Below are 16,853 nucleotides of genomic sequence, written 5' to 3'. Positions count from 1 at the left end.
GTCAATAGGTCGCGCGCTGCCGGCTCGGCGGGAGCTAGACATGCGAACGCCCCCGGCCTGTCTGGCTCGGGGGCGAGTCGGTGGGAGTGCTCTCAGGAGGCGGGCGAGCCGACGTTCGGCGCGCGGCGGCGGCTCCAAGCGCTCGTGATGTGTGCCGCCATGGCTTGCGCGGCCCCCTCGGAGTCCCGGGCCAGCAGCCGCTCGGCGACTGCGCGGTGCTCCGCGTTGGCCCGTTCGCACGCGGTCGCGTCCGGAGTGCCGTTGTACAGGAACGTCGTGCGCGCCTGGGCGTGCAGGATCCGGATGATGGAACGCCCGAGCCTGTTGTGGGATGCCTGCATGATCCGGTCGTGGTAGGCCACATCGGTCTCGATGAAGCGTGCCGGGAAGGCTGTCTCCTCGTCGAGCCGGGCGAGCAGCCGCTCGATGTCTCGCAGGTCGTCGTCGGTGGCCAGCTCCGCGGCCTGGGCTGTCATCTGTGCTTCCAGCGTCGACCGGATGTCGACCAACTGGTCGAGGACGACGAGCTCGTCGTCATGCTGGACGGTCGCGGCGAGCACGACGGGGTCGAGGAGGTTCCATTCCTCGGGCGGGGTGACGGTGGTGCCGTAGCCCTGCCGGGCCAGGACCAGCCCCTTGGCCTCCAGGGACTTGACCGCCTCGCGGACGGTGATGCGGCTGACGCCGAACGTCTCGCAGAGCTCGGGTTCGACCGGCAGGGTCGATCCTGGAGGGATGGCGCCCGACACGATCGTGTCGGTGAGACTCTCCATGACGGCCTGGGCCAGCCGGGCCGGACGCTTGGGCCAGGGCTTGAGAACGGGAGGCTCTCCCGTCCCGCCGGTGCTGTCCTTGGCCATGCGGTCCCCTTTGCTGATGCGGATGGCGGCGAGTCTACTGCGCGGGACTTCTTGACAGCATTCGTATGACGACTTACGTTACACGAAAATTTCGCAGCAGTACTTCCCGTGCAAGGGGTGCAAGCCGTGCGCATTGCCGAGGTCGAGTGCCATCCGGTGCGGGTGCCGGGAGTCAGTCCGCCCTTCGTCTGGCGGGACGGGCTCCTGGGCAGCCCGTCCGAGGGCGAGGCCGCGGTGCTGCGCATCTGCACGGACGAAGGGGCCGAGGGGGTGGCGATGTCCCCTCGGCGGGGCAGCGGTGTCATCCTGGCGGACCTGCTGGACCGCATACTGCGCAAGGAGTTGGTGGGGCAGGATCCCCTGCAGCGCGAATGGCTCTGGCACCGCATGTGGGAGCTGGACCGCACGGAGGAACTACCGCTCTACCTGCTGGGACTGGTCGACACCGCGCTGTGGGACCTGGCCGGACGACTCGCCGACCGGCCCACCTGGCAGATCCTCGGCGGTTACCGCACCTCGATACCCGCCTACGCCTCCACCGTCACCTACTCCTCGGTCGAGGAGTACCTGGACATCGCCGACCAGGCCCTGGAGCTCGGCTACCCCGCCATCAAGCTCCACGCCTGGGGTGACGCCCGCCGCGACGCCCGCCTGTCGGTGGCCTTGCGCGAGCACGTGGGGGATGACGTCCCGCTGATGTTCGACGGGTCGGCGGGCTTCGACCTCCCCGACGCGATCCATCTCGGGCACGCTCTCTCGGACGCCGGCTACCTCTGGTACGAGGAGCCGATGAGGGAGTTCAGCGTCACCGCGTACAAGCGCCTCGCCGACGCGGTGGCCGTTCCCCTCCTCGTGGCCGAGACCTCCGACGGGGCGCACATGAACTCGGCCGATTTCATCCAGGCCGGCGCCGCCACCTTCGGAGTCCGCGCCTCCACCCAGCTGCGCGGCGGCTTCACCGGCGCGATGCGCACCGCCCACCTCGCCGACGCCTACCGGCTGCGCGCCGAGGTGCACGGGCCGGAGATCCCCAACCGGCACCTGTGCATGGCCATTTCCAACACGACCTACTACGAGTCGCTGGTCATGGGCAATCCCATCAGCCGTGAGAGCGGCATCGACGCCCACGGCCTCGTTCATGCCCCCACCGGTCCGGGCGTCGCCCTTCCGGCGGGCCTGGACTACCCTCCCGCCCTTCAGGCATTCGTCGACAAGGAGACCGTCACACCGCCTCGGGCCTGATGACGGGAGCCCCAGGCCCGACGGCCTGTCTCGAACACCCCGAGCGCGGCGCCTCTCACCGCTGTGCGTCCTTTCCCAAGATCTGAGGTCAGTCATGAACGACGACGTTCCGGTTTCCTCCCGCCGCCGGCTCAGGCGCAAGGCCGTCGCTGTCCTGGGCGCCGTCTCCCTGCTCGTGCTCGCTGCCTGCGGCAGCGCGGACCCCACACCCACGGCGACTTCCTCCCCGGCGGCCTTCGAGCCCGTGGCTCAGCAGCAGGGCAGTGAGATCACGGTCTGGGCGGACGCCGCCCGGGTGCCCGGTGTGCAGGCGTACCAGAAGGCGCACCCGGACGTGAAGATCAAGATCGTCACGTACAGCGGGGACGCCAACGGCGCCAACGACCTGCAGACCAAGGTCCAGCTGTTCGACCGGACCGGCAGCGGGTGGCCCGACGTCGCCTTCAGCGCCAACGTCAACGACGCCAGCTGGGCATCCCAGGGCAAGACCCCCTATGCCGCGCCCGTCAACCAGGGCGTGGTCTCCCAGCCCACGTTGAAGGGCTTCGCGGACGGCGCGCTGAACCCCTGCACCTTCAACGGCAACACCTACTGCCTCCGGAACGACCTGGCCCAGAACGTGCTCTGGTACAACAAGGCCCTCATGGACAAGTTCGGGTATCCCGTCCCGACCACCTGGGAGGAGTACCAGGCTCTCGGCGAGAAGGTCGCCGAGGAGCACCCCGGCTACCTGGTCGGCACCGCCGGGGACGCCTGGAGCCCCGAGGTGTACTTCTGGGCGAGCCAGTGCCCGGCCAGCACGGCGACCGGCGCCAAGAAGGTCAAGGTCGACCTGCGAGATGCCAGGTGCACCCGGATGGCCAAGCTGCTCGACACCCTGATCGCCAAGGGCTCGGTCTCCAAGGACACCGTCTTCAGCGCCGGCTTCATCAAGAACCAGGCGAGCAAGGTCCTGATGCTCCCAGGCCCCTCCTGGTTCGGCCAGGTGCTCTTCAACTCCACCTTCAAGACCCCCAAGGGACAGATCGCCGCCGCATCCCCGCCGAAATTCGAGGGCGACGCCAAGAACTACACCGGCAACGTCGGCGGCGGACTGTGGTTCGTCTCCTCCCACAGCAAGAACCTCAAGGCGGCCGCCGACCTGGTCACCTGGATGACGACCTCCGACGCCTACCAGGGCACCGCGGGCACCTACCCCGCGTACAAGAAGGCCGCGGTCACCTGGCTCGCCAACCAGAAGAAGACCGGCTACTTTGCCGAGGACGTCGGCCCCGTCTTCGAGGAATCCGCGGAACTGATCTGGCCCGGCTGGGCCGCCACCCAGTACAGCCAGGAAGCCATCTACTCCTCCACCGTGGTCCCCGCCCTGAACTCCGGCAAGACCCTCACCGACACCCTGGACACCTGGCAGACGGCCATCACCGACAAGGCCAAGTCCCTCGGCTACACCGTCGACTAGCGAAGCGGACCCATGACCACCCATCTGGCGACGGAGCGCAGCGGCCGCCGACGCGGCCGCTCCGCCCGCAACCCGGTCGGACGCGCCGGCTACGTCTTCGTCTCCGGCTACGTCCTCCTCCTGCTCGCCTTCGGCGTCCTGCCCACCTGTTACGCGGTGTGGCTGGCGCTGTCCAACTCCCGCAACCAGCTCGTCGGGCTCGGCAACTTCACCCGGACGTTCACCGACTACCGCTTCGGTCCGGCCTTCCTCCACATCGGCCTGTACCTGGTGGTCTGGCTGGCCAGCCTGATGATCCTGGTGGTGCTGCTCTCCCTGATGCTGCACGGCCGCATGCGCAGGGCCTCCACCAGCCTGCGGTTCCTGTTCTACCTGCCGGGTGCCCTCGCCGGGGTGGCGAGCGTACTGCTCTTCCTGATCCTCCTCGACCCGGCCGCCAGTCCCGTCGGCTGGCTGCTGAAGAGCTTCGGCTGGAACACCCTCGCCCAGGTCAACGCCCCCGGTCACCTGCCGGTGCTCTTCACCGTCATCGCCTTCTGGACCGGGGCCGGCGGCTGGATCGTGGTCATGTACGGCGCGCTCAACAGCATCCCGGACGAGATCCTGGAGGCCGCCCGCATCGACGGCGCCAGCACGCTCCAGATCGCCCTGCGCATCCAGATCCCGATGATCACCAAGTGGATCGCGTACATGCTGATCCTGGCTTTCGCGGCCGGCACCCAGCTCTTCGTCGAGCCGCAACTGGTCTCCCTCGCCAGCTGGGGCATGATCCCCGACAGCTGGTCACCGAACCAGCTCTCCTACCAGTACGCCTTCCAGGCAGGCGACTTCAACGGCGCGGCGGCGCTCTCCGTCGATCTCCTCATCCTGGGCCTCGCCTGCGCGGCGCTCGTCGTCTTCCGTACCGGCCTGTTCGACAGGGACGAAGGATGACCACAGCTCCCACGACCACAGCCCGCCGGACCCCGCCGCCCCGTACCGCCGGCGCCCGCACCAGCCCGAGGAAGCCCATGCGCCGCAAGCGCCGCCCAAGCTCACTGGCCGCCCGGCTGGCCTGGCTCATCGTCATGGGCCTGTCCGCGCTGTTCTTCTGTGTGCCGGTGGTGTGGCTCCTGCTGGCCCCGACCAAGACCGACGGCCAGATCGTGCGGGACAACCCGTTCTCCTTCGGCTCTCCCGGCGCGGTCGCCGACGCCTGGCACCACCTCTACGCGTTCCAGGACGGCGCCATCCTCACCTGGCTGCTGAACTCGGCGCTCTACACGTTCGGCGCGCTGGCCATAACCCTGGTGACGTCGATCCCCGCCGGGTACGCGCTGGCTCTCACCCAGTTCATCGGGCGACGGATGCTGCTGACCATCACCATGCTCGTGATGCTCATGCCGACGGCCGCGATGGTGCTGCCCCTGTACCTGGGCATGAACGCCGTGCACCTGGACGGCACGATCTGGTCGGTCATCCTGCCCTTCTCCTTCTTCCCGTTCGGGGTCTACCTCACCTACATCTACTTCTCCTCCAACGTCCCCTCCGACCTGCTGGCCGCGGCGCGCATCGACGGCTGCTCGGAGTGGCAGGTCTTCCGCCTCATCGCGATGCCGCTGGCCAAGCCCGTGATCGCCCTGGTCGGCTTCTTCAACTTCGTCGGCAACTGGAACAACTTCTTCCTGCCGTTCGTGATGCTGCCCGACAGCTCCCAATATCCGGCGCAGGTGGGGCTGAACAACCTGCTCGCCGCCTCACCGCTGTTCAACACCTCCAGCGGCACGGGAAACCCGATCATGCGGCCCGAACTGGCCCTGGCCACCCTGGTGACCATCGTCCCCGTTCTGATCGTGTTCCTCTTCTCCCAACGCGCACTCGTGTCCGGCATGCTCGCCGGCGCGACGAAGGAGTGAGGGGCAGCCACCCCTCCCCGGTGACTCATCCGTCCACCATGGCGCGCCGAGACGGACGGGAGTCGTCGATCGTGCTCGGCGCCCTGCCGGTACCGCGTACTGACAGGGCGTCGCAACCCCCGCCCCACCGTCGTGCTGAACCGACGTCCCCTGACGTCGGGGTCGTCCCGAGCCGCATGTCGTCCGGGCAACGTTCACCGACGCGTCGCACGGCACGCCCGACCCGGGCTGTCCGGCAACGCGGCCCACACTCACCGGAAGGACCCGATGAAACGCGTTGCCCAGACGATCCGCCTGCGGCCGGAACACCGTGACCTGTATCTGCGCCTGCACTCCGAGGTATGGCCGGGCGTCGAGGCCGCGCTGACGGCTGCGAACATCCGCAACTACAGCATCTTTCTGCGCGAGAACACGCTGTTCGGCTACTTCGAGTACCACGGCGACGACTTCGAGTCCGACATGACCGCGATCGGCGCCGACGCGGCCACCCAAGCCTGGTGGAAGCTCACCGGCCCCTGTCAGGAGCCCTGGGCCGATACCGGCACCGGGGGCAACTGGTCGGACCTGACCGAGATCTGGCATCTGACCCCTCGGCGGCAGCCACCTGACGACCACCCACGGCAAGGAGACGCCCAGTGAGACTTCTACGAGTCGGCGCCCCCGGACAGGAGCGTCCCGCCGTCCGCACCGACGACGGCCGGCTGCTGGACCTGTCCTCCGTGACGCCGGACATCGACGGCGTCTTCCTGGCCTCGGGCGGAGTCGACCGGGCCCGCGTGGCCGTCACGGCGGGGGAGCTGCCCGAGCTCGACGCCGACGGCCTGCGGATCGGCGCCCCCTCGCCCGTCCCGGCAAGATCGTCTGCGTCGGTCTGAACTACCGCGATCACGCCGCCGAGACCGGTGCGGCGATCCCCGCGCGTCCGGTGGTCTTCATGAAGGACCCGGGCACGGTCGTCGGCCCGTACGACGAGGTGCTGATTCCCCGCGGCTCCGTGAAGACCGACTGGGAGGTCGAACTCGCGGTCGTCATCGGACGACGGGCCCGCTACCTCGACGGCCCCGGGGCCGCGCGGGCCGTGATCGCGGGATACGCGGTCAGCCACGACGTCTCCGAGCGCGAGTTCCAGCTGGAGTACTCGTCCCAGTGGGACCTGGGCAAGTCCTGCGAGACCTTCAACCCGCTCGGCCCCTGGCTCGTCACCGCCGACGAGATCGGCGACTCGCAGAACCTCGCCCTGCACCTGAGCGTCAACGGCGTGAAACGGCAAGAGGGGCATGCCGGCGGCATGATCTTCCCGGTCGACCACCTCGTGTCGTACCTGAGCCAGTACATGGTTTTGGAACCGGGCGACGTGATCAACACCGGTACTCCTGCGGGCGTGGCCCTCGGTCTCCCCGGCGCCCCCTACCTCCGCCCCGGCGACACCGTCGAGCTCGCCATCGACGGCCTCGGCGCCCAGCGCCAGACCTTCGCCCAAGCGTGAAAGGCACCCCTTTGAGCAGCATGAGCGGCCTGTCAGGACTCAAGGCCGTCGTCACCGGCGGCGCGTCCGGGATCGGGCTGGCCACGTCCCTGATGCCGGCCGAGCACGGCGCCACGGTGGCCGTCATCGACCTCGACCCCTCCGGTGCCCCCGAGCCGCTCATCGCCCTCAAGGCCGACCTCGCCGACGACGCCTCGGTACGTGTCGCCGTGGACGCCGCTGCCGAGCAGCTCGGCGGCCTGGACATCCTGGTCAACAACGCGGGCATCGGCGCCGTCGGTACCGTCGAGGACAACCCCGACGACGAGTGGCACCGCGTCCTCGACGTCAACCTCCTCGGAACGGTGCGCACCACCCGCGCCGCTCTGCCGTATCTGCGGCGCTCGTCGCACGCGGCGGTCGTCAACACATGCTCCGTCGCGGCCACCGCGGGCCTCCCCCAGCGCGCCCTGTACTCCGCGAGCAAGGGTGCGGTGCTGTCGCTGACCCTGGCGATGGCCGCGGACCATGTCCGTGAGGGCATCCGCGTCAACTGCGTCAGCCCCGGCACCGCCGACACCCCCTGGGTGACCCGGCTCCTGGACGCCGCGGACGACCCGAAGGCGGAACGCGCCGCCCTCGACACACGCCAGCCCCCGCCGCCTGGTCACCGCGGACGAGGTGGCGGCGGCCGTGGTCTACCTGGCGAGCCCCGCCGCGGCGTCCGTCACCGGCATCTCCCTGGCCGTCGACGGTGGCATGCAGGGGCTCCGGCTGCGCCCGGCGGTCGGCTCATGAGAGCGACGACGCTGGGCGGCACCGGTGTCAGGGTCACCGAGCTGTCGTTCGGGGCCGCCGGCATCGGCAACCTCTTCCGCCCGGTCTCCGACGAGGCCGCGTCCGCCGCGATGGAGGCGGCCTGGGACGCGGGCGTGCGCACCTTCGACACCGCCCCGCACTACGGACTCGGGCTGTCCGAGCGACGCCTGGGCGCCGCGCTGCGCGGCCGCGACCGCGACACGTACACCGTCTCCACCAAGGTCGGGCGGCTGCTCGAACCCAACCCTGGAGGCGGCCGCGGTGACGATCTCGCCCACGGCTTCGCCGTGCCCGACACCCACCGGCGAGTGTGGGACTTCAGCTCCGACGGCGTCCTGCGCTCCCTGGAAGCGAGCCTGGACCGCCTCGCCCTGGACCGTGTGGACATCGCCTTGCTGCACGACCCGGACCACCACGCCGAGCAGGCTCTCACCGAGGCGTACCCGGCGCTGGAACGGCTGCGTGGCGAGGGCGTCGTCAAGGCGATCGGCATCGGAGTGAACCAGTGCGCGCTCGCCGCCCGCTTCCTGCGCGAGACCGACATCGACGTGGTGTTGCTCGCCGGCCGCTACACCCTGCTGGAGCAGGAGGGGCTTGCCGAGGTGCTGCCGGAGGCCGCCGCCCGCGGCAGGAGTGTCACCGTCGGCGGGGTGTTCAACTCGGGTCTGCTCACCGACCCGAAACCCGGGTCCACGTACGACTACGCGCCCGCCCCACGCCATGTGCTCGACCGGGCGCTGCGCATGAAGGCGGTCACCGAACGCCACGGCGTACCGCTGCGCGCAGCCGCTCTGCGCTTCCCGTTGGGCCATCCGGCGGTCGCGAGCGTACTGTCCGGAGCTCGTTCCGCCGAGGAGGTCCGCGACACGGTGGACCAGCTGGGGCGAACGGTACCGGCGGCGGTCTGGGACGGACTGCGCGCCGAGGGGCTCCTGTCCCCGCACGTCCCCGTCCCTGCTGCCATGCCGGTCGACGAAGCCGATCGGCCGAAGGAGGAGTCGAAAAGTCGTGGGGGTGACCGCCATGGAGGAGAACACCGCTGAGGGCGTCATCGACGCGCACCACCACGTGTGGGACCTCTCCGTCCGCGACCAGGACTGGATCACCGGACCGGAACTCGCCCCGCTGCGCCGCGACTTCCTGCTCTCCGACCTGGAGTCCGAGGCCCGAGCGGCCGGCGTCACCGCGACGGTCCTGGTCCAGGCGATCGACGTGCCGGAGGAAACGCCCGAGTTCCTGGCGTTGGCCCAGGACAGCGACTTGGTGGCCGGCATCACAGCCGTGTTCGCGCATCCATCCGAGCGGGCCTGCCACGGGTAGACGGCAGGTTCCTCACTGCAATCGTCAGAGCCGATCACCGCCGGCGGCGCTCGTCGGCAAGGTCCACCGATGGTGCGCCCGATCTTCTGCCCGAACTCGCCCTGCGAAGAAGCACGATGGCTTCTCGCGCGGTACGCCTGTCCCGAGATCCCGTCCAGAGCCGAGTACGAACTGACCGAGCTGGGACGCACCCTGCCTACACCGCTGCGGACGCTGGGCCGTTGGGCCCAGGAGCGCATCCCCGAGGTGCTCGCCGCCCGCGGCACCTACGACAGCCTTCACTGACATGAGGGTCGGCTGCCCGTCCAGGGCATCCCTGCCCGTTGCGCCCCCCCCACGCGGCCTGCGGCGGCAGCGGGAGCCAGCCACCGCGCCGCCCTCAGTCGGTCCACGGATATCATGAATTTATTCATTGGAAGAATGTTCTGTGGAAGATGAGTCGTGGTTGATCTGAAGCTGGTGTACCAGGACCTGGTCCGGTTCGAGATCGAACTGTGGAATGCCGTCGATGCGCGGTTGCGCGCCGAATGCGATCTCCAGCTCACCTGGTTCGAGGTGATGCGGCTGCTCGCGCTGCGCTCGCAGTGCCGCGTCCAGGACATGGCGGACGAGTTCGGTATCACGGTCGGCGGGACCAGCAAGGTGGTCGACCGTATCGAGGCCGGCGGTTACTGCCGGCGGCGCGCCAATCCGAACGATCGGCGCTCGTCGCTCGTCGAGCTCACGCCCGCGGGACGTCGCTTGGTGGCCAGGGCTACGGAGGTTTTCGAGGCCGAGCTCGAGACACGGATCGGTTCCGTGGTCCCTGAGCGGGACCTGGAGAGCTTCGCCGCCACGCTGAGCGCGCTCCGGGCGGCCGGGCGTGCGGTGAACACACCTCAGGAGTCGGCGTAGTGGACGGTACGGCTCCATAGGGACAGGGCTTGGCGGCTGGTTCGGTGCCCACCGCCACGGTCGCGGGGTCAGTCGGCTATGCCGGCCAAAGCGATGACCTTCTCGCCCGGGCGAAGGTGAAGCTCGCCATGAGGACGTAGCAGACCGCGTAGTCGGGGAACTTCCTCTCCGACTCGATCTGGCGGACACCACGCGTCGTACCGCGCTGGCCACCGACGCGGTGCGGCACGAGAGATGGTGGGAAACCACAGGCTCGGACATCGAGGCGTTGGCCGAGACAGCCGACGCTGTTCGTCTCCACGGGCCGGCACCGGTCCCGACCTGAAGGCGTGTGTGTGGCTGGCCCACCGCCGCGACGAGATCCGCGGGCATGTCGCTGGCATCCCCGACGATGTGATCGATGCTTGGGCGATCTCGGGGCACCTGCGACGGGCCTTCGCCCTGGCTCAGTCGGCGCATGGGTCGCGATGCTCTGTACTGCCGTCGCCTCGACGCCGACAGCGGCTGTGACCGCGAGTCGAACCGGTTCGATCAGTTGGCCGGAAGAGTAGCGCCAGCGAACCGCTGAGGCAATACAGCGCACACGCACTTAACAAGTGCTGCACCAAGCATTGACACCTGCCCGGCCCCGCTCCTACCTTCGCTCCACCCGAACCGGTTCGACAACTGGTTCCACCCCCCTCCTTCCTTCAGTGCCTATGACCGGCGAATGGATGTCTCTCGCCGAATAGCGAACCGGTTCGACCAAGGAGTCTCGTGAACATCGGTGAAATAGCCCTGCGGGCCGGTGTCTCGCGGAGCACGGTCTCTTACGCGCTGAGCGGCAAACGCCCCGTCTCGGACGACACGCGCCGGAAGATCCAGCGAGTCATCGACGAGCTGGGCTATACGCCCAATGCCAGTGCGCGTGCCCTGGCCAACGGCCGGACCAGCACCCTCGGCCTGGTCTTCCCGCCGGCCGGAAACCACTACACGGGCATGCAACTGGACTTCATCGGCAGCGTGGTGGAGGCCGCGGCGGCTTATGACTACGACGTACTGCTCTCCCCGAGCGGCGTGGACAGCGACCGCTCCTTCCAACGGCTGCTGGGGGAGCGCAGGGTCGACGGCGCCATCCTGATGGAGATCAGGCTTCAGGACGACCGGGTGGACCACCTCACCGCGGTGGGTTTCCCCGCCGTGTGCATCGGCCGCACGGCGCAGCCGGACGGCGACTGGTGGGTCGGGCTGGATCACACCGCGCTGGTGGAGGCATGCGTCCACCACCTCGCGGACCTCGGGCATCGCAGGATCGTGTTCGTCAACCGGCCCGAACAGCTCCTGCAGGCCGGGTACGAGTCCGCCCACCGGGGACTCGACGGCTTCACCAAGGCCTCGGCGGAACGCGGGCTGACCGTGCGGACGTACTGCTGCGGGGACGACGCCGCCTCTGGCCAGGCCTGCCTGGAGCGGATCCTGCTCGACGACCCCGCCACCACCGCCCTGGTCACGCTGAATGAGGCCGCGCTGGGCGGCCTGTACCGGGGGCTCGCCCAGGCGGGCCGCCATGTGCCGCGTGACTTCTCCGTCACCGGGGTGGTGGCCGGCCGGTGGGCGGAGACGGTGACCCCGCAGCTCACCGCGGCGGACGTACCGGCGGAGCAGATGGGGCACCTCGCCGTCGAACTGCTCGTCGAGCGGCTCGACCACCCCGACGCGCCGCCCCGCCACCACCTGCTCACCCCGCCGACCTCCTTGCGTGCCAGCACCGGGCCCGCGGGACCCACACCGCCCGCGGCAGTGCGGGCGGGCTCGGGCTCTGACCCGAATCGCTGAACGTACCTTCCGTGCCATCCGGCGCCCCCCGCTTCATCCTTCCCGGGCCTCTCTTCCCCTCTGCCGGCTCCACCGGCTCACTCGGACAGACCCGTACACCTTCCGATCACCTGCCTCGGCACGCGTGTGCCCGATCACCCCAGAGGAACCAGCGATGAACAGAACCACCGGACGTCGTCTCACGGCCGCGGCCCTGACCGTCGTCGCCGTCGTCACCGGCACCAGCGCATGCTCCACCGGCACGGGCAACACGTCCGCGCAAGCGGCGGGCGGTGACACTTACACCATCTGGGACCCGTACCCGCAGTTCGCCAAGGGCTCGGCGTGGGCGAAGCTGCTGGACGACTGCGGCACCAAGGCCGGAGTGAAGATCAAGCGGACGGCGTTCGACACCAGTGACCTGACGAACAAGGCTCTCCTCGCGGCGCAGCAGCGCAACTCCCCGGACGTGCTCATCGTCGACAACCCCGTCGTCTCCACGCTGGCCGAGGCCGGCGTACTCACCACCACCGACGAGAACAAGCTGGACACCTCGAAGGTGAGCCCCAACCTGCTCGCCGCCGGCCAGGCGGGCGGCAAGACGTACGGCACGCCCATCGGCGCCAACACCCTCGCGCTCTACTACAACAAGGAGGTCCTGAAGGACGCCGGCGTCGACATCGCCTCGATCAAGGACTGGAAGTCCCTCACAGCGGCGCTGGCCAAGGTCGAGAAGGCGGGCAAGAAGGGCATCACCTTCTCCGCGGTCGGCACCGAGGAAGGCAGCTTCCAGTTCCTGCCCTGGTTCTGGGGTTCCGGCGCGAAGCTCACCGCACTGGACTCACCCGAGGCCACCGCGGCGCTGAACCTGTGGACCGACTGGCTGAAGAAGGGCTACGCGCCCAACTCCGTGCTCAACAACACCCAGACGACCAGCTGGCAGGAGTTCGCGAGCGGCGACTACGCCTTCGCCGAGAACGGCACCTGGCAGCTCGCGAACGCCGAGAAGGCGGGCTTCGACTACGGCGTCGTGCCCATCCCGGCCTCCACCGGGGGCAGTGCCGCTGCCCCGACCGGCGGGGAGTTCGTCACCCTCCCGGTCCAGGGCGAGACCGGCCGCTACGCCACCTCGCAGAAGCTGGTTTCCTGCCTGACCAGCACCGAGAACCTGTACGCGACCGACACCACCCTGTCGTACGTGGCCCCCACCGCCGAGGTGCAGGACAAGCAGGTCGCGGCCGACCCGAAGCTGAAGCCCTGGGTGGAGGCGGTCAGCGCGGCCAAGGGCCGTACCAGCGATGACCTCGGCACCAAGTACCCCAAGATCTCCGAGCAGATGTGGAAGGCGGTCCAGTCCGCCCTCAGCGGTTCCAAGTCGCCCAAGGACGCGCTCGCCGAGGCGCAGACCGCCGTCAAGTAACCAGGAACCCGTGGTCTGCCCATGAACCGCACGACACACCCGCCGGGCGGCCGGCCCGTGCTCGACCGGAGCGGGGCGGTCACCGCTGCTCCGCTCCCGGCCCGCACCCCGTCTCGCCGAAGGCCTCGCCCCCGCTCGCAGCAGTGGGCCGCCTGGGCCTTCCTCGCCCCGGTGACCCTCTATCTCGCCCTCTTCTACGCCTATCCGCTCTACCGCAACCTCGACCTGAGCCTGCGCAACTACACCGTCCGCTCCTTCGTCCAGGGCGACGCGCCCTTCACGGGCCTGAAAAACTACGAAACCGTCTTCCAGGACCCAGCCTTCGGGCCCGCACTGGTGCACACCGTGGTGTTCACCGCTGTCTGCCTGGTCTTCCAGTACGTCATCGGACTGGCCCTCGCGGTCTTCTTCCACCAGCACTTCCGGCTCTCCGCGACGCTCCGCGCCCTGTTCCTGGTGCCGTGGCTGCTGCCGCTGATCGTGTCGGCCTCCACCTGGTCGTGGATGCTCAACAGCGACTCCGGCATCGTCAACGCCGCACTGCACGCCATCGGTATCGGGCCCGTGAACTGGCTGACGTCACCGTCCTGGTCGCTGACCTCGGTGATCATCGCGAACATCTGGATCGGCGTCCCGTTCAACCTCGTCGTGCTCTACAGCGGTCTTCAGTCGATCCCCAGCAGTCTGTACGAGGCAGCAGCCCTGGATGGCGCCGGTGCCTGGCGGCGCTTCAGGAGCGTCACCTTTCCCCTCCTGCGCCCGGTGTCCGCCATCACCCTGCTGCTCGGGCTGGTCTACACGCTCAAGGTCTTCGACATCATCTGGATCATGACCAAGGGCGGTCCGGCGGACTCGTCCACGACCTTCGCCACCTGGTCCTACCAGCTCGGCTTCGGCAACCTGCTGCCCGCCTTCGGGCCCGGAGCGGCCGTCGGCAACCTGCTCGTCGTCGCCGCCCTGGTCTTCGGCCTGGTGTACCTGAGGGTCCAGAGAAAGCAGGCACTGGCATGAACTCGCTGCACGGGCGCGGCCGTACGCGGTGGAAGACCGCTCTCGGCCTGGCACTGACCGCCCTCATGCTCTTCCCGGTCTACTGGATGCTCAACGTGTCCCTCACCCGCGACCAGGACATGCGCAAGAGCCCGCCCGACCTGCTGCCGCTGAACGGCACCCTGGCCGGCTACCGCACCGTCCTGGGCGAGCAGTTGCCCTACCTCGGCACCAGCCTCGTCATCGGCCTGGGCACCGTCGCCCTGACCGTGGCCCTGTCCGCCCCCGCCGGCTATGCCCTGGCCAAACTCCGCCCGCGCGGCGGCGGCGTGCTCGGCTTCCTCTTCCTGGTCGCCCAGATGATCCCCGGCATCATCATGGCGATGGGCTTCTACGCCATCTACCTCCAGCTCGGCCTGCTCCAGTCCGTGCCCGGCCTGATCGTCGCCGACTCCACCCTGGCCGTCCCGTTCGCGGTGCTCATCTTCACGGCGTTCATGTCCGGCATCCCCCGTGAACTGCTCCAGGCGGCGCAGATGGACGGCGCCGGGCCCTGGCGCACTTTCCGCGCGATCGTGCTGCCGATGAGCCGCAACGCCGTCGTCACCGTGTCCCTGTTCGCGTTCCTGTGGTCCTGGTCCGACTTCGTCTTCGCCAGCACCCTGGTCAACGGCGGTGCGCACGAGCCGATCACCCTCGGCATCTACCACTACATCGGCAACAACAACCAGGAGTGGAACGCCATCATGGCCACCGCCGTCGTGGCCTCGCTGCCCGCCGCGGTCATCCTCGTCCTCGCCCAGCGCTACGTCGCCGCCGGCGTGACCGCCGGAGCCGTCAAGGACTGAGTCCTCCACCGCGTCGTGACTGATCCCTCCGCCCGTCGGTCGCCCGCCGCCCCTGCTCGAGAAACGAGTCACACCACATGACCGCCGAACCGTCCGGCCCGGCCTTCTCCGTCCATGACATCCCGTTCAGCACGTACGGGTCCTGGTTCGGTATCTCGCCCGTGGTGGCGCAGAAGACGTACGCGGACGACCTCCACCTGGTCTCCCACCAGAACGGCATGCACCCTGTCCTGCGGTTCGTTCCGCTCGACCCGACGACGGGGGAGCGGGCCGCGCCCCGCGTCTCGGCGACACCGGGCCTGCTCACCTGGAACCACGGGAGGGGGCGCATCGACCTCGCCTACGAGTCACCGGACACCGTTCGGCTGCGCGGCGAGGGACTCGGCCTGCGCATCCGCGCCGCGGAGGACACCCTGACCCCCTTCACCGGCGCCTACTTCTTCCGCGACCCGGTGGACGGCTCACATGTCTACACCTCCTACGAGACCGGGCGGCGCTATCGGATCACCCTGCTGTCCGGTACGCGGGCCGACGCGTCGGGCACCGAGGCCCTGGGCAGCGCGGACCGCGGTCTCACCGTCGCCGCGGCACCCGGGGGAGTCTGGGAAGCCGCGGTGGAGGAACTCGACAGCGCACGCCGCCCCTACGCCTCGCAGACCACCTTCGAACAGGTCGTCACAGCCGCCCGGAACACCTTCGCCGGCTTCGCCGACGCGGTGGCCCCCTGGCGCTCCCGGAACACCCCGGCCGCGGAACTCGCCGCGTACGTCCTGTGGTCCGCGACGGTCCGCCCGGCCGGCTTCGTCACCCGGCCCGCCGTCCTGATGTCCAAGCACTGGATGGACAAGGTCTGGAGCTGGGACCACTGCTTCAACGCCCTCGCCCTGGCCCCCGGCGCCCCCGCCCTGGCCTGGGACCAGTTCTCGCTGCCTTTCGACCACCAGGACGAGAGTGGGTCCCTGCCCGATTCCGTCACCCACTCCGAGGTCCTCTACAACTACGTCAAGCCCCCCATTCACGGCTGGGCCCTGGGCCATCTGCGCCGGCGGCTTCCCCAGCCCCCCGACCGGGCTGAGCTGACCAGTACCTACCGCCGTCTCGAACGCTGGACCGAGTTCTGGCTCACCGCTCGACGAGCACCCGCCGCGGATCTGCCCCACTACCAGCACGGCAACGACAGCGGCTGGGACAACGCCACGACCTTCGACCCCGAGCGCGTGGTCGTCACCGCCGACCTGGCCGCGTTCCTGATCCTCCAGATGCGCGAACTCGCGTGCCTGGCCGATGAGCTGGATCTGCCGGACGAGGCCCACCGGTGGACGCGGACCGCCGACGCGACACAGGCCGCGCTGCTCGGACAACTGTGGCGCGGCGACCGGTTCGTCGCCCGGGGAGCGCTCACCGGCAACACCTGGAGCAGCTCCAGTCTGCTGGACCTCATGCCGATCGCACTGGGCGAACACCTGCCGGAACACGTCACCACCGCGCTGGCCGGCCGCATCGAGACCCACCTGACCGCTTACGGACTCGCGACGGAACTGCCCAGCTCACCGCACTACCTCTCCGACGGCTACTGGCGCGGCCCAGTCTGGGCCCCCGCCGTCGTCCTCATCGAGGACGGTCTGCGCCGCGGCGGCCACCACCGCCTCGCGGACGACGTCAGCACCCGCTTCCGGACGCTGTGCGAACACCACGGATTCGCCGAGAACTTCGACGCCCTCACCGGAACCGGCCTACGTGACCGCGCCTACACCTGGACCGCCAGCAGCTACCTGCTCCTCGCCGAAGCCCATGAACTCCGGCTTGCCTCACCCGCCGCGCGTACCAGCGGATGAAGACTCCTGGGC

The 16,853-nt window shown here is 69.2% G+C and carries 14 protein-coding genes and 3 pseudogenes; 16 read left to right on the top strand and 1 reads right to left on the bottom strand.

Annotation, left to right across the window (positions count from 1 at the left end; translation table 11 throughout):
- Positions 1–92: 92 nt before the first annotated feature.
- Positions 93–860: a FadR/GntR family transcriptional regulator gene (locus tag HDA41_RS03045; RefSeq protein ID WP_184980393.1), complete on the bottom strand. Its 768-nt coding sequence runs from the start codon at positions 858–860 to the stop codon at positions 93–95.
- Positions 861–986: 126 nt separating this feature from the next.
- On the opposite strand from HDA41_RS03045, the gene HDA41_RS03040 reads away from it, so the two are divergent.
- The 16 genes and pseudogenes from HDA41_RS03040 to HDA41_RS02965 all read left to right on the top strand — a co-directional run bounded on the left by HDA41_RS03040 (position 987) and on the right by HDA41_RS02965 (position 16,841).
- A complete protein-coding gene (locus tag HDA41_RS03040; protein ID WP_184980390.1) occupies positions 987–2,102 on the top strand; it encodes an enolase C-terminal domain-like protein in 1,116 nt (371 codons plus the stop codon).
- Positions 2,103–2,196: 94 nt separating this feature from the next.
- A complete protein-coding gene (locus HDA41_RS03035; RefSeq protein ID WP_184980388.1) occupies positions 2,197–3,561 on the top strand; it encodes an ABC transporter substrate-binding protein in 1,365 nt (454 codons plus the stop codon).
- Between the two features lie 12 nt (positions 3,562–3,573).
- Positions 3,574–4,494 (top strand): carbohydrate ABC transporter permease, encoded by a 921-nt coding sequence (locus HDA41_RS03030; protein ID WP_184980386.1) that lies wholly within the window; start codon positions 3,574–3,576, stop codon positions 4,492–4,494.
- A gap of 77 nt (positions 4,495–4,571) precedes the next feature.
- Positions 4,572–5,456, top strand: coding sequence for a carbohydrate ABC transporter permease (locus tag HDA41_RS03025; protein ID WP_184993095.1), 885 nt, complete (start codon positions 4,572–4,574; stop codon positions 5,454–5,456).
- A gap of 267 nt (positions 5,457–5,723) precedes the next feature.
- Positions 5,724–6,095 (top strand): L-rhamnose mutarotase, encoded by a 372-nt coding sequence (locus HDA41_RS03020; protein WP_184980383.1) that lies wholly within the window; start codon positions 5,724–5,726, stop codon positions 6,093–6,095.
- A pseudogene (locus HDA41_RS03015) lies at positions 6,092–6,942 on the top strand (fumarylacetoacetate hydrolase family protein). Before HDA41_RS03020 ends, HDA41_RS03015 begins: the two are co-directional and overlap by 4 nt.
- Positions 6,943–6,962: 20 nt before the next feature.
- Positions 6,963–7,719, top strand: a pseudogene (locus tag HDA41_RS03010) (SDR family NAD(P)-dependent oxidoreductase).
- Complete coding sequence (locus HDA41_RS03005) at positions 7,716–8,783, top strand: aldo/keto reductase (protein WP_184980381.1); 1,068 nt, start codon at positions 7,716–7,718, stop codon at positions 8,781–8,783. Before HDA41_RS03010 ends, HDA41_RS03005 begins: the two are co-directional and overlap by 4 nt.
- Positions 8,764–9,015 (top strand): annotated as a pseudogene (locus tag HDA41_RS03000) (amidohydrolase family protein); the annotation flags it as partial. The gene HDA41_RS03005 and the pseudogene HDA41_RS03000, both read left to right, overlap by 20 nt.
- Before the next feature lie 114 nt (positions 9,016–9,129).
- Positions 9,130–9,345, top strand: a complete 216-nt coding sequence (locus tag HDA41_RS02995) for a winged helix-turn-helix transcriptional regulator (RefSeq protein WP_184980379.1) — start codon at positions 9,130–9,132, stop codon at positions 9,343–9,345.
- 156 nt (positions 9,346–9,501) lie between these two features.
- Positions 9,502–9,954: a MarR family winged helix-turn-helix transcriptional regulator gene (locus tag HDA41_RS02990; RefSeq protein WP_184980377.1), complete on the top strand. Its 453-nt coding sequence runs from the start codon at positions 9,502–9,504 to the stop codon at positions 9,952–9,954.
- Between the two features lie 756 nt (positions 9,955–10,710).
- A complete protein-coding gene (locus HDA41_RS02985; protein WP_184980375.1) occupies positions 10,711–11,769 on the top strand; it encodes a LacI family DNA-binding transcriptional regulator in 1,059 nt (352 codons plus the stop codon).
- 154 nt (positions 11,770–11,923) lie between these two features.
- Positions 11,924–13,168, top strand: a complete 1,245-nt coding sequence (locus HDA41_RS02980) for a sugar ABC transporter substrate-binding protein (protein WP_184980373.1) — start codon at positions 11,924–11,926, stop codon at positions 13,166–13,168.
- Between the two features lie 21 nt (positions 13,169–13,189).
- A complete protein-coding gene (locus HDA41_RS02975; protein WP_184980371.1) occupies positions 13,190–14,179 on the top strand; it encodes a carbohydrate ABC transporter permease in 990 nt (329 codons plus the stop codon).
- A complete protein-coding gene (locus tag HDA41_RS02970) occupies positions 14,176–15,006 on the top strand; it encodes a carbohydrate ABC transporter permease (protein ID WP_184980370.1) in 831 nt (276 codons plus the stop codon). The genes HDA41_RS02975 and HDA41_RS02970 overlap by 4 nt, the downstream gene beginning before the upstream one ends.
- A 77-nt stretch (positions 15,007–15,083) precedes the next feature.
- Positions 15,084–16,841, top strand: coding sequence for an amylo-alpha-1,6-glucosidase (locus HDA41_RS02965; protein WP_184980368.1), 1,758 nt, complete (start codon positions 15,084–15,086; stop codon positions 16,839–16,841).
- Positions 16,842–16,853: the final 12 nt, after the last annotated feature.

The organism is Streptomyces caelestis, from assembly GCF_014205255.1.
GTDB lineage: Bacteria > Actinomycetota > Actinomycetes > Streptomycetales > Streptomycetaceae > Streptomyces > Streptomyces caelestis.
Note: the sequence above shows the minus strand (reverse complement) of the source record. Positions and strands in the feature narration are given on the sequence as shown.